Genomic DNA, 13,224 nt, shown 5'->3' on the forward strand with positions numbered 1-13,224 from the left:
GTCTGCGACTTTTGGCGGAGAGTGGTTGCATTTGCCAACTCGGCCGCAGATTTGGCGAGGAACCTCGTGGCCGCCGAGGTGGGGACACCAACCTCAATAAGCAGCAACGACCTCGTGGACGATCTGATAGTCCGCGCTCTCTTCTCCGAGCGGCGCCACGGGCCATTTCCAGTTGGCTTGAACCGATGACAGCGACACGCCGTGCAGCAAGTCAGGCTCCTCATGAACCTTCCCATTGCGGTCGATGACGGCATAGGAGATATCGGTAATCAGGCAAGTTCTGCAGGGCGCTGCCTTCAACGCCGACCGGTGCGCCTCGATCAGTTGCGTGACGGTATCGGCGGGCATGGCGCCTTTCTCTTCCGCCTCGTAGCGGCGTTTTGCGCCGCGACCGATCTGGGAGAGGAGGTTGGCCGAGACGACGAAGTCGAGATACGGAATTGTTCTGAGAAAGGCGAGCGGCTCCGGCTGCCTACCCGCGGCGAGCTCGTCATAGCCCGAGAGATCGCGCTCGATCAGCCGAACATTGCTGTAGCCTTTAAGCCGGAGCCACAGGCGCACCGAGGCAAGATGCACGAGGTCGACGAGCACAACGGTGTCGAAGTTCTCGCACAGTTCCTCGATCGGGACGTCGCGTAGCAGGCCTGACCCCAGGACGAGCGCGGTCCTTTTCTGCCGCAGGCCCGCCATGGCGCTCGTTACAGCGTTTCGGCTCCGCTCCTCGTGCTCCGCCCATTGCCGGCTGCAGCGGCCGGCGCGGGACCATAGATTAACGGAGTATCGGATGAACCGGCGATGCTCCTTCAATGTCATCGGAACGGTCGCAGCATAGAGAAGCGCCTCGGCGATCATGATAGAGCTCCTGCCATTCGATCCATTCTCTCTCGTTCAATCGATTCTGTGTTCCGGATCAAGGGCCTTCGCCCTTGCCGCACCGGGCCCAATCCGCTAGGAAACCGCCACTGTCACAGTGAGCGGAAGACGTTGGAAATGAACGACAAGCAGAAGAAACCACAAAAGCTCAAGGCCAGACTTCCCCGCGGCTTCGTCGATCGTTCGGCAAACGATATTCGCGCCGTCAACGAGATGACCGCGAAGATCCGGGAAGTTTATGAGCATTATGGTTTCGATCCTGTCGAAACGCCCCTGTTCGAATACACCGATGCACTTGGCAAGTTCCTGCCGGATGCCGACCGGCCGAACGAAGGCGTTTTCTCGCTGCAGGACGACGATGAGCAGTGGATGTCATTGCGTTACGACCTGACGGCGCCGCTCGCCCGTCACGTCGCCGAAAACTTCAACGAGATCCAGCTTCCATACCGCACCTATCGCGCTGGCTATGTCTTCCGCAACGAAAAGCCAGGCCCGGGCCGCTTCCGCCAGTTCATGCAGTTCGACGCCGATACCGTCGGCGCGCCCGGCGTTCAGGCCGACGCGGAAATGTGCATGATGATGGCCGATACGCTGGAAGCCCTCGGCATCAAGCGCGGCGACTACGTCATCCGCGTCAACAACCGCAAGGTTCTCGACGGCGTGCTGGAAGCGGTCGGCCTCGGCGGCGACGACAAGGCAGGCCAGCGTCTCAACGTGCTGCGCGCCATCGACAAGCTCGACAAGTTCGGGCCGGAAGGTGTGCGTTTGCTTCTGGGCCCTGGCCGTAAAGATGATAGCGGCGACTTCACCAAGGGCGTTGGACTAGACACCACAAACATTGAGTTTGTCATGTCGGTTGTTGAAAAGCAGCCATACGTGGCTGTTGGCAATCGTTCAGCAGAACAAGTTACGAAATTGAATGAGCTTACCGAAAGAAGCTTCTCCGCGAAGGAAGGCTTCTCGGAACTCGATATGATTCATGGGCTCGTTACTGCGGCGGGCTATCAGTCCGATCGCATCAAGATCGACCCATCGGTCGTCCGCGGCCTCGAATACTACACCGGCCCGGTCTATGAAGCCGAACTTCTGTTCGACGTTACCAATGAAAAGGGCGAAAAGGTCGTGTTCGGCTCCGTCGGTGGCGGCGGGCGCTATGATGGTCTCGTCTCCCGCTTCATGGGCCAGCCGGTTCCGGCCACCGGCTTCTCGATCGGCGTCTCGCGCCTGATGACGGCGCTGAAAAACCTTGGCAAGCTCGGCCAGGCCGATGTCATCGAGCCTGTTCTGGTCACGGTCATGGATGGCGACGTCGTTTCCATGGGCCGCTACCAGCGCATGACACAGGAACTACGCAAGGCCGGTATCCGGGCCGAAATGTATCAGGGCAACTGGAAGAAGTTCGGCAATCAGCTGAAATACGCCGATCGCCGCGGCTGCCCCGTTGCCATCATCCAGGGCGGCGACGAGCGCGCCGAGGGCGTCGTGCAGATCAAGGACCTGATCGAGGGCAAGCGCCTGTCGGGCGAGATCGAGGACAACGCCAGCTGGCGCGAGGCACGCGTCGCCCAGGAGACCGTTGCGGAAAGCGACCTCGTCGCGAAGGTGAAGGAAATTCTGGCGGCGCAGGCCGAAGACCGGAAGAGGGCGGGCTGAGATGGCCCTGATCAACCTGCCGGACTTCTCCGGCGAACTTCTGTCAGAGTTTGCGGCGCGAAAGACGGAGCGGGTCGATACGCCCGTCATCCAGCCGGCCGAACCGTTTCTCGATATCGCCGGTGAAGATCTTCGCCGGCGGATCTTCATGACCGAGAGCGAGACGGGCGTCAGCCTTTGCCTGCGTCCCGAGTTCACGATCCCGGTCTGTCTGCGGCACATCGAGAGCGCGACCGGCACGCCGAAACGCTATTCCTATCTCGGCGAAGTCTTCCGCCAGCGGCGCGAAGGCGGCAACGAGTTCTATCAGGCCGGGATCGAGGATCTCGGCGATATCAACATCGCCGCTGCCGATGCGCGTGCGATCGGCGATGCAATCGGTGTGCTGGAGTGCGTCGTTCCTGGCAAGCACCTTTCAGTCACGCTCGGTGACCAAGCGGTCTTCGAAGCGGTCGTGCAGGCACTTGGCCTGCCGCTTGGCTGGCAGAAGCGGCTCATCCACGCCTTCGGCAACATGAGCCAGCTCGAGGCTCTGCTGGCGAGCCTTGTCAGCCCTCAGTTCGTCACCGGACTGAGTGACGAGATCGCGCATCTGATTGCCGCCGACGACGAAGCCGCGCTGGTCACGCACATCGACGCGACGATGCAGGCGACGGGCTATTCGACGAATGCAAGCCGCTCGCCGCTGGAAATCGCGCGTCGCTTGAAGGAGAAGCTCATTCTCTCCGAAACGCGCCTCGATGATGCAGCCTTCCGCGTGCTGGAGGAATTCCTGTCGCTGAATGTGCCGCTCATCAATGCTTCGGCGGCGCTGGCCGGCTTTGCCGATGCCGCGGGCCTCAAGCTCGGCAACGCGCTTGCGCGTTTCGACGGTCGCGTCGCCGCTCTGGCGAATGCCGGCGTCGATCTCTCGCTGATCGACTACCGCGCAGCCTTCGGACGCCCGCTGGATTACTACACCGGTCTGGTTTTCGAGATCGGGGTCAAGGGCATGTCGCCCGTTCTGGCCGGTGGCGGCCGTTTCGATCGGTTGATGACCTTGCTTGGCGCCAAGGACCGCATTCCGGCAGTCGGTTTCTCGCTGTGGCTGGATCGCATCGAAGCTGAGAGGGCTGCCTGATGACGATCACCATTGCACTGCCCTCAAAGGGCCGCATGAAAGACGATGCCTCGGCGATCTTTGAACGCGCCGGGATCAGGATCACCGCTGTTGGCAACGACCGCTCCTATCGCGGACGCGTCGAAGGCTGGGACGACGTCGAAGTCGCCTTCCTCTCCGCTTCCGAGATTTCCCGCGAGCTTGGCAACGGCACGGTCGATTTTGGCGTCACCGGCGAGGACCTTGTCCGCGAGGGCCTGGCGGATGCGGACAAGCGTGTCGAGTTCTGCGCGCGTCTCGGCTTCGGTCATGCCAATGTCGTGGTTGCCGTTCCTGAAATCTGGCTCGATGTCGACACCATGGCCGATCTTGGCGATGTCGCGTCCGACTTTCGCGCCCGCCACGGCCGACGCCTGGCGATCGCCACGAAATACTGGCGGCTGACGCAGCAGTTCTTCTCCAGCCAGCATGGCATCCAGCTCTACCGCATCGTCGAAAGCCTTGGGGCAACGGAAGGGGCGCCGGCCTCAGGCTCGGCCGACATCATCGTCGATATCACCTCCACCGGCTCGACCCTTCGTGCAAACAACCTGAAGATCCTGTCCGATGGTGTCATTCTTCGCTCCGAGGCGTGCTTCGTCAGGGCGCGCAAGGAAAGCCATGTGAACGACCCCACAGTCCAGCGACTGGTAGACGCCGTTCGTTCGGCGCTCTGACCATCGCTAAAATCGACGCACGAAAAACCCGCCGTCTGATGTGACGGCGGGTTTTTCGAGCTTGGGAGGATGCTTGATCGCTTAGGCTGCTGCGTAGGCGCCGCGGCGTGCGTCGAGCGAGTAGACGCCCGGGCCGAAAGTGGCGAGGAAGATGTAGGCGCCAGCCAGCGTGAAGTTCTTCATGACCATGATCTGGTTCAGAATGTTAACCAGTTCGGTGCCGCTGGCGTACGGCAGGTGGAAGAGGATGGCCGTAAAGACACAAAAGCCAGCCAGCAGCCAACCGACGATCTTCGTCTGGAAGCCGGCGAGAACGGCAAGGCCAGCCACGAGTTCGAAGGCACCTGCGAAATAGGCGAGGGCGGTGGACGCCGGAAGACCAGCACCGGCGATCATGCCAGCGGTGCCGGCGGCGTCGGCGAGCTTGCCGAAGCCGGCAAGGATGAACATGAAGGAAAGGAGGACGCGAGCGACAAGAATGATGGCGTTGTTGGTATTCGACATGGGACATTGTCTCCGTTTGAATGGCATTTGAGGTCTTTGTGCCCCCCGGCACGGTTTCAACCTCGTTGCCGCTTTGTCGCCTTTTTTTGCCGTTGTGGAAAGATAGACGGGAGGGGACGCTTCGTTCGCTAATATTGAACGACGGATCTCTGGCGAAGTCGGCTTGCCATCGGCGACGCCCCTCTCTTATGTTGGCCGCCCAAGATGGAGACCCCTATGGCAGATCTTTCCGCTTTTCCGATCACGACGCGCTGGCCAGCAGCGAACCCGAACATTATCCAGCTCTACTCGTTACCGACGCCGAACGGCGTGAAGATATCGATCGCGCTTGAAGAACTCGGCTTGGCCTACGAGCCGCACCCCATCTCGTTCAGCACAAATGACCAGAAATCTCCGGAATTCGTGTCGCTCAACCCGAACGGCCGCATTCCGGCGATCATCGATCCCAATGGCCCGGATGGAAAGCCGATCGGTATTTTCGAATCCGGTGCAATCCTGCTCTACCTCGCGGAGAAGACGGGCAAGCTCATTCCGACCGACGCGGCGGGGCGCTACGAGACGATCCAGTGGGTCTTCTTCCAGATGGCCGGTGTCGGACCGATGTTCGGGCAGTTCGGGCATTTCTACAAGTTCGCAGCCGACAAGGTCGCCAACAACTCCTACCCGATGGAGCGCTATCGCGACGAATCCAAGCGGCTGCTCAGTGTGCTGGAAGGGCGGCTGCAGGATCGCCAGTGGATCATGGGCGACCTTTACACGATCGCCGATATCGCCACCTTCCCGTGGCTCCGCGGCGCCGACGTGTTCTATGGCGGCCGCGAAGTGCTGGACTATAAAAGCTTCCCGGCAGTGATGGCCTGGCTCGAGCGTTGCATCGCCCGGCCGGCATCCGAAAAAGGATTGAATATACCTCAGCGCCCCGCGTGATACCGAGGCGGCCAATGAAAAAAGCCGGTCCTGAGAGGCCGGCCTTTTTGGTTGGGGGCGGAGCTTCTATTGGCGCCGCGCAAATTCGCCGCCGGCATTCGTCTTGAATCGAGGAAAGACGAAGACCCCAAGCATGCTGCCGTTATAAGCATCGTCCTGACCGTTCGACTCTCCCATGCAGAACAATGGCTGACGGAAGCCGTTCGGCATCATGATCGTGGTCGAGAAGCAGAAGGATGAAGAGAGCGTCGCAGCCTGCTCGAAGAGTTCCAGGATGTGGTCGTGATCCTTCGGATCGTAGCAGCGCATGAGGCTGAGAAGGCCGCAGTCGCGGGCCGGCAGCCCGTGCAGCATGGCGCTCCATTCCTTGAGGCAGATCACGCCGCTGCAAAAATCTCCGACCCAGGTTTCCGAAAAAAAAAACTGCGCCAGCATTTCAGGATCATGGTTGCTAACATCCAATGAGCCCGGCATCAGCGGTGCGGCGGGTTGGTTTTTGCGATTTTGAACAAATTTTTCCCCAGCTTAGGTGCAGCTTCCCCCGCTGCACGTCCGGCAAAAATGAACAGGTTCATGCTGCGCCGCGCATCATGCTCGGGCGACCGAGAAATGGGGTTTGGTGTGCTGGTCCCTCTAGCGGAACCGCGTCCAATTTCTTGGCAGGTTACACAACTTATGATGTATTTCGGGAGGGGTTTTTCCCGAACTCGGTCTCGCGCTCTCGTGGTCAGGATCGATATGGGACCGCGACCGTCGGCTGATGAACGCGCGCCGAATGCAGCGCGGATTTACAGGGATTTTTACGAAACGGCAATCGGCTTTTTGCGTGCCGCAGACCTCTACTGTGAGTGGAAAATCCATCGCCAAGCTCTGCTTGATAACACGAAATGGCAAAAAAGCGCCAAATCTTGAAGTGGAAGCGGTTTCACCGCGGTTATTTGCGACCAGATGTGCAGAAAATTGCACTGCGAGAGAAATCAGCCTGTGAAAGAAAAAATACAACACCACAAGTTTTGCGAAAGCTTCGCTCAATGCGAGGGTTGCTCACAACTCTGATTAAACGTTTCAGCTGCCGATTGAAATACCCTCGAAGCCGAGGTCTGGCGAATCAGTCGCGAGAGACAAAAAAGGGCGGTCCGAAGACCGCCCTTCCTATTCCGGGATACCGGAAGTGGACTAGTGAAGGCTTTCGCCTATCACATCATGTCCATTCCGCCCATTCCGCCCATTCCGCCCATGCCGCCAGGCATGCCGCCAGGAGCATCCTTCTTCGGCAGTTCAGCGATCATGGCTTCGGTGGTGATCAGCAGCGAAGCAACCGAAGCTGCGTTCTGCAGAGCCGTGCGCACAACCTTGACCGGGTCGACGATGCCCATGGCGATCATGTCGCCATACTCGGACGTCTGGGCGTTGTAGCCATAGTTGTCTTCGTTCTTTTCGAGGATCTTGCCGACAACGATCGAGGCTTCGTCGCCTGCGTTTTCAGCAATCTGACGCACCAGCGACTGCAGCGCCCTGCGAACGATGTTCACGCCGGCTTCCTGATCCTGATTTTCACCCTTGGAGGTGATCTTCGTGGACGAACGCAGCAGAGCGACGCCGCCGCCCGGTACAATGCCTTCCTGAACAGCAGCGCGCGTCGCATTGAGCGCGTCGTCGATGCGGTCCTTCTTTTCCTTCACTTCGACTTCCGTCGAACCGCCGACGCGGATCACGGCAACGCCGCCAGCCAGCTTGGCAAGGCGCTCCTGCAGCTTTTCGCGGTCATAGTCCGAAGTGGTTTCTTCGATCTGAGCCTTGATCTGTGCAACGCGGCCTTCGATGTCGGACTTGGCGCCAGCGCCGTCGACGATCGTCGTATTTTCCTTGGAGATCGAAACCTTCTTCGAACGGCCGAGCATGTCGAGCGTTACGGATTCGAGCTTGATGCCGAGGTCTTCGGAGATGACCGTACCACCGGTCAGGATCGCGATGTCTTCGAGCATGGCCTTGCGGCGATCGCCGAAGCCCGGAGCCTTGACGGCAGCAATCTTCAGGCCGCCGCGCAGCTTGTTGACGACGAGCGTAGCAAGCGCTTCGCCTTCGACATCTTCAGCAATGATGAGGAGCGGCTTGCCGGTCTGAACGACAGCTTCGAGAACCGGAAGCATTGCCTGCAGGTTCGACAGCTTCTTTTCGTGCAGCAGGATGAAGGCGTCTTCGAGGTCGGCAATCATCTTTTCCGGGTTGGTGACGAAGTAGGGGCTGAGGTAGCCGCGGTCGAACTGCATGCCTTCGACGACTTCGAGTTCGGTTTCGGCGGTCTTGGCTTCTTCAACCGTGATGACGCCTTCATTGCCGACCTTCTGCATGGCTTCGGCAATGTCGAGACCGACCTGCTTTTCGCCGTTTGCCGAGATCGTCCCGACCTGGGCAATCTCTCCAGACGTGTTGATCTTCTTGGCCTTGGCCTGGAGATCCTTGACGACTTCGGCAACGGCGAGATCGATGCCGCGCTTCAGGTCCATCGGGTTCATGCCAGCTGCGACCGCCTTGCCGCCTTCGCGAACGATCGCCTGGGCGAGAACCGTTGCAGTCGTGGTGCCGTCGCCGGCGATGTCGTTGGTCTTCGAAGCAACTTCGCGGACCATTTGGGCGCCCATGTTTTCGAACTTGTCTTCAAGTTCGATTTCCTTGGCGACCGAAACGCCGTCCTTGGTGATGCGCGGAGCGCCGAAGGACTTGTCGATGATGACGTTACGACCCTTCGGGCCGAGTGTTACCTTCACTGCGTCAGCGAGAATGTCGACGCCCTTGAGCATCTTTTCGCGCGCGGTGCGGCCAAACTTGATTTCTTTAGCTGCCATGATTGAAACTCCTGAATTCGAGTTGTCCGGGCTTTAGGGCCCGTGGCTAAAATCGGAAAGGGAACCGGCTGGATCAGCCGATGATGCCCATGATGTCGGCTTCCTTCATGATCAGAAGGTCTTCGCCGTTGATCTTGACTTCGGTGCCGGACCACTTGCCGAACAGGACGCGGTCGCCAGCCTTGACGTCGAGAGCGACGACCTTGCCGGACTCGTCACGAGCGCCGGAACCGACGGCGACGATTTCGCCTTCCTGCGGCTTTTCCTTGGCGGTGTCGGGAATGATGATGCCGCCCTTGGTCTTTTCTTCGGACTCAACGCGGCGAACAACGACGCGATCGTGAAGGGGGCGGAAGTTGGTGCTTGCCATTGTCTAATCCCTCGATCAAATGACACTCGCAGGCCGGGAGCGGCCCGCACGGATGGGTGTTAGCACTCGTCCTTGGTGAGTGCTAGCGAGGCAGCATTTAGGAGTGGCCCGGCGGGGAGTCAAGAACGGCCGCAATTTTTCTTCGCCGGACTTCGCGACAGCCTTAACGGCATATCCTTGATGGAAGTAAGACGGGCTGCGCTGTCGCCGAGGTTTCCGAACGTCCTGGCGCTGGAAAGCCGTGTACTCTTTGAACGCTTTCAGCGCCTCGCTTGATGGCGGCAGGATTGCCGCGCATGCACGCAGATGGTATCGAGCCGCTTGGAGCGGGAGGGGCAGCAACCGTGGACAAGGCGATCGCGGCAGGCGACATCGTGGCGACACCGACGCCGCGAGAGGCGGTTCGCGTCTGGGCGCGCATCGGCTGTCTGAGCTTCGGCGGGCCAGCCGGTCAGATCGCCCTCATGCATAAGACCATTGTCGACGAGAAGCGCTGGATTTCCGAGGACCGCTTCCTGCACGCGCTGAATTTCTGCATGTTGCTGCCGGGCCCGGAGGCCCAGCAACTGGCAATCTATATCGGCTGGCTCATGCATGGCGTCCGCGGCGGCTTCATTGCTGGTCTCCTGTTCATTCTGCCGGGCTTCCTTGTCATCCTGATACTGTCGAGCCTCTACGCCGTCTTTCAGGCGGCAGCATGGCTTCCCGCCCTTTTCTTTGGGGTGAAGGCTGCGGTTCTGGCCATCGTCATCGAGACACTGCTTAGGGTAGGGCGCCGAGCGCTCAAGAGGCGCTTTCACTACTGCGTGGCGGGCGCGTCGTTTCTGGCGCTCTTTTTGCTGAACCTGCCGTTTCCTCTGGTTGTCGTCCTGGCCGGAGCAGCCGGGCTGCTATGGATGAAGCATCGCCAAAGTCGATTGGCAGCGCCATCCGTGCCGCAAGCCCCTCCGCCCCGGTTTGTTCCTGCGGTCACGACGCATGCGATCGCAAGGCCGCTTGTGGTGCTCGTGTTCTGGATCCTCGTCTGGCAGTCGCCGCTTCTTTTCATTCGTGGCCTTGACGCGCCGACGGACCTGATCGCTGAAACGTTGAGCGGCGAAACCAATGTTTTCGGTGCGGTCTTCATCTTCTTCTCCAAGATGGCCGTCATTACCTTCGAAGGCGCCTACGCCGTCCTTTCCTACGTCGCTCAGGTCGCCATCGGCCACTACGCCTGGCTCCAGCCCGGCGAGATGCTCGACGGGCTGGCACTTGCCGAAACGACGCCCGGGCCGTTGGTCCTTGTCCTCTGTTTTGTCGGTTTTCTCGCCGGCTATCGCAACCCCGTCCTGATGGCGCCGCTTGCCGGCGGCGTTCTCGGCGCCTTCCTCGCCGCATGGGCGACCTTTGTGCCGAGCTTCATCTGGATCTTCGCCGGAGCTCCCTACATCGAGACGCTGCGCAACAACGAGAACCTCGCGGCCGCCGTTTCGGCGATCACCGCGGCAGTCGTCGGCGTCATTCTCAATCTTGCACTGTGGTTCGGCCTGCACGTGCTCTTTGCCGAGGTTGGGCGCGTGGGGCTCCTCTCCGGGAAGACCGGTCTGCCGATCGCCAGCTTCGCCTGGCCGCAGTGGTGGACGCTCGATATCGCGGCACTCGGGATCTTCGTGCTGGCATCCGTCCTGCTCTTTCGCTTCAAGGCGGGCATTCTCACGGTCTTCGGTGTCTCCACCGCCGCGGGTCTGTTGGTCAAGGCTGCCGCCGCCGTGCTCTAGTCGGCGGCTTCCGGTTTTTTGCAGCAGGCCACCGCAAAATGCCTTGCCATCCCGGCATGCCTTTGCGATGTCACCCGTGACTTAACGAGATCGGGAAATCGGAATGGCCAAGCGGATCGAGAACTTTGCGGAAATCACCAGCCAATATGATGCGGTGTTTTGCGATGTCTGGGGTGTCTTGCACAATGGCGTCGATCCTTTCCCGAAGGCGGCTGCAGCGCTGGAGGCAGCGCGCGGGGAGGGGCTGACGGTCGTTTTGATCACCAATTCGCCGCGCATCGCTCCGCAGGTCGTGACTCAGCTTCGCCAGATCGGCATCCAGGATGGCGCCTACGACCGTATCGTCACATCGGGCGACGTCACGCGGGGCCTGATTGCAGAGGGGCCAAAGAAGGTATTTCTGCTTGGACCGGATCGCGACCTAGCGATTATCGAGGGGCTTGGTGTGGAGCGCGTCGGCGCCAAGGATGCCGACTCCGTCGTCTGCACCGGTTTCTTCGACGACGAAACCGAGACCCCGGAAGATTACACCGAGATGCTGAAGACGTTCCAGACGCGTGGCGTGCCGATGATCTGCGCCAACCCCGATCTGGTTGTCGAGCGCGGCCATAAGATCATCCCTTGCGCCGGCGCGATGGCCGCCTACTACAATCAGCTCGGTGGTGAGACGCGCATTGCCGGCAAGCCGCACAAGCCGATCTACGAGGCCGTCTTGTCGGTCGCCCGCGAGGCCCACGGCGACTTTCCGCCGAGCCGCGTCCTTGCAATCGGGGACGGCATGCCGACAGATGTTCGTGGCGCTCTCGATTACGGCCTGGACCTCCTCTATATCAGCGGCGGCATCCACGCGAAGGAATACACGCTGAACGGAAAGACCGACGAGGCGATCCTCACGGCATATCTGGACCGCGAAAAAGCGACACCGAAGTGGTGGATGCCTCGTCTCGCATAAAGAGCCTCGCATAAGAAAAGCCAGCCGATGACCGTTTTTCACCGCAACGAAACCCGTGAACCCCTGCCGGCCCGCCTGCGTGGCGGCGTAATTGCCATCGGCAACTTCGACGGTGTGCATCGGGGTCACCAGTCCGTCCTGAACCGGGCCTTGGAGATATCGAGGCAGCGCGGCATTCCGGCGCTGGTCCTGACATTTGAACCACATCCCCGCACGGTCTTTCGCCCTGACCAGCCGGTCTTTCGCCTGACGCCGGCACCGCTCAAGGCGCGTATCATCGAAGCGATCGGCTTCAACGCAGTCATCGAATATCCCTTCGACAGGGAGTTTTCGCAGCGCTCGGCGGACGATTTCATCCATTCGATCCTGAAGGATTGGCTAGGTGCATCCGAAGTCGTAACGGGCTTCAACTTTCATTTCGGCCGTGGCCGGGAAGGCGGTCCGGCCTTCCTGATGGATGCCGGTCAGAAATATGGCTTCGGCGTGACGTTGATCGACGCCTTTCGCGACGAGAATACAGACGTGGTGTCCTCGAGCCACATTCGCGAACTGCTGAAGGACGGCAATGTCAGCGAGGCGGCTGCCATGCTCGGCTATCACTATACGGTGGAAGCGGAGGTGATCGGCGGCGAGAAGCTTGGCCGCCAGCTCGGCTTTCCGACCGCGAATATGCAGTTGCCCGCTGAAGCCGACCTCAGGGCGGGTATCTATGCCGTTCGCTTCCGTCGTGTCGATGGCACTCTCCGCGATGGTGTCGCCAGCTATGGCCGCCGACCGACGGTAACCGACAACGGCGCGCCACTGCTAGAGACCTACGTCTTCGATTTCAGCGGCGACCTCTACGGGCAGACCTGTTCTGTATCCTTCTTCGGCCACCTGCGGCCGGAACTGAAGTTTGACGGCCTCGATCCTCTTGTGGAGCAGATGCATCGGGACAAGGAAGAGGCGAGGGCGCTGCTTGCGGGCGTGCAGTCGCTCGGCGAGCTCGACCGGAAGATCTGCTTCACCTGACGTTCAGCCGCTTTCGAAAATTGTGGCTCTTTCAGGGCGGCGGCGCTGCCGCGCTCGCTCATGGGGATATGTCATCTATTTGATAAGACGCGGATTCGCTGCGCCCCAGCGCCGAAAGGCAATCATCACATGGATAAAAGGTTTGGAACGGCAGCCTGCTGGCTGCCGGGTGCCTCTGGGTACCCGTCCGTAACTTTCACGACCTTTTTCTCTTCTACCCGCATTGGCGCTGAACATCATCGTCGCTGTCGTCGTCAATGTGCTGACCCCGGCAAAGGTGCCGGCGCGCGCCTGATCGTCGCTCGAAAACGGAAGCTGCGGATGAAAATGCCCGCGGTTTTCCATGCGACGACGTCATGGAATCCCTCTTCCTTTTCACTGCAAAAGCGCCTATGAACCGGCGCGATGAACACGTTCCGGCTGGCGATCACGATACGAATTATCGGCCCGGCCTTCCGCGCGCGCTAAGCGGCCGGAAGGTCCGGGTTTTCGGCGCTTGGACGACGAGCGCCTCCG

12 protein-coding genes and 1 pseudogene are annotated in these 13,224 nt (G+C 60.3%); 7 read left to right on the forward strand and 6 right to left on the reverse strand.

Features of this window, described 5'->3' with window-relative positions:
- Positions 1–93: 93 nt before the first annotated feature.
- Positions 94–852, reverse strand: a complete 759-nt coding sequence (locus tag WGT02_RS05490) for a hypothetical protein (RefSeq protein ID WP_024317791.1) — start codon at positions 850–852, stop codon at positions 94–96.
- Positions 853–990: 138 nt separating this feature from the next.
- Here WGT02_RS05490 and hisS point away from each other — a divergent pair, with 138 nt between their 5' ends.
- From hisS to hisG, 3 genes are read left to right on the forward strand one after another with little or no spacing between them, the layout of a single operon-like run.
- Complete coding sequence (hisS, locus tag WGT02_RS05495; protein WP_024317792.1) at positions 991–2,526, forward strand: histidine--tRNA ligase; 1,536 nt, start codon at positions 991–993, stop codon at positions 2,524–2,526.
- Between the two features lies 1 nt (position 2,527).
- Positions 2,528–3,646, forward strand: coding sequence for an ATP phosphoribosyltransferase regulatory subunit (locus tag WGT02_RS05500; protein ID WP_024317793.1), 1,119 nt, complete (start codon positions 2,528–2,530; stop codon positions 3,644–3,646).
- A complete protein-coding gene (gene hisG / locus WGT02_RS05505) occupies positions 3,646–4,341 on the forward strand; it encodes an ATP phosphoribosyltransferase (RefSeq protein ID WP_024317794.1) in 696 nt (231 codons plus the stop codon). Before WGT02_RS05500 ends, hisG begins: the two co-directional genes overlap by 1 nt.
- 81 nt (positions 4,342–4,422) lie before the next feature.
- Here the strand turns inward: hisG and WGT02_RS05510 are convergent, their stop codons facing one another.
- Positions 4,423–4,845, reverse strand: coding sequence for a DoxX family protein (locus tag WGT02_RS05510; protein WP_024317795.1), 423 nt, complete (start codon positions 4,843–4,845; stop codon positions 4,423–4,425).
- Positions 4,846–5,061: 216 nt separating this feature from the next.
- Here WGT02_RS05510 and WGT02_RS05515 point away from each other — a divergent pair, with 216 nt between their 5' ends.
- On the forward strand, positions 5,062–5,772 hold the full coding sequence (locus tag WGT02_RS05515; RefSeq protein WP_024317796.1) for a glutathione binding-like protein: 711 nt from the start codon (positions 5,062–5,064) through the stop codon (positions 5,770–5,772).
- Positions 5,773–5,838: 66 nt separating this feature from the next.
- Here WGT02_RS05515 and WGT02_RS05520 read toward each other — a convergent pair.
- From WGT02_RS05520 to groES, 3 genes and pseudogenes are all read right to left on the reverse strand, one after another.
- Positions 5,839–6,284 (reverse strand): annotated as a pseudogene (locus WGT02_RS05520) (hypothetical protein).
- Between the two features lie 684 nt (positions 6,285–6,968).
- Complete coding sequence (groL, locus tag WGT02_RS05525) at positions 6,969–8,618, reverse strand: chaperonin GroEL (protein WP_208248733.1); 1,650 nt, start codon at positions 8,616–8,618, stop codon at positions 6,969–6,971.
- 73 nt (positions 8,619–8,691) lie between these two features.
- Positions 8,692–8,988: a co-chaperone GroES gene (gene groES / locus WGT02_RS05530; RefSeq protein ID WP_004675403.1), complete on the reverse strand. Its 297-nt coding sequence runs from the start codon at positions 8,986–8,988 to the stop codon at positions 8,692–8,694.
- Between the two features lie 296 nt (positions 8,989–9,284).
- Between groES and chrA the strand changes: the two genes are divergently transcribed.
- The 3 genes from chrA to WGT02_RS05545 all read left to right on the forward strand — a co-directional run bounded on the left by chrA (position 9,285) and on the right by WGT02_RS05545 (position 12,708).
- A complete protein-coding gene (gene chrA, locus WGT02_RS05535) occupies positions 9,285–10,745 on the forward strand; it encodes a chromate efflux transporter (protein WP_208248731.1) in 1,461 nt (486 codons plus the stop codon).
- Positions 10,746–10,848: 103 nt separating this feature from the next.
- On the forward strand, positions 10,849–11,697 hold the full coding sequence (locus WGT02_RS05540; RefSeq protein WP_024314341.1) for a TIGR01459 family HAD-type hydrolase: 849 nt from the start codon (positions 10,849–10,851) through the stop codon (positions 11,695–11,697).
- A 27-nt stretch (positions 11,698–11,724) separates the two neighbouring features.
- A complete protein-coding gene (locus WGT02_RS05545) occupies positions 11,725–12,708 on the forward strand; it encodes a bifunctional riboflavin kinase/FAD synthetase (protein ID WP_208248728.1) in 984 nt (327 codons plus the stop codon).
- A gap of 75 nt (positions 12,709–12,783) precedes the next feature.
- On the opposite strand, the gene WGT02_RS05550 is transcribed toward WGT02_RS05545, so the two are convergent.
- On the reverse strand, positions 12,784–13,053 hold the full coding sequence (locus WGT02_RS05550; RefSeq protein ID WP_024314339.1) for a hypothetical protein: 270 nt from the start codon (positions 13,051–13,053) through the stop codon (positions 12,784–12,786).
- Positions 13,054–13,224: the final 171 nt, after the last annotated feature.

Source organism: Rhizobium sp. T1470 (genome assembly GCF_042140505.1).
Lineage (GTDB): Bacteria > Pseudomonadota > Alphaproteobacteria > Rhizobiales > Rhizobiaceae > Rhizobium > Rhizobium favelukesii.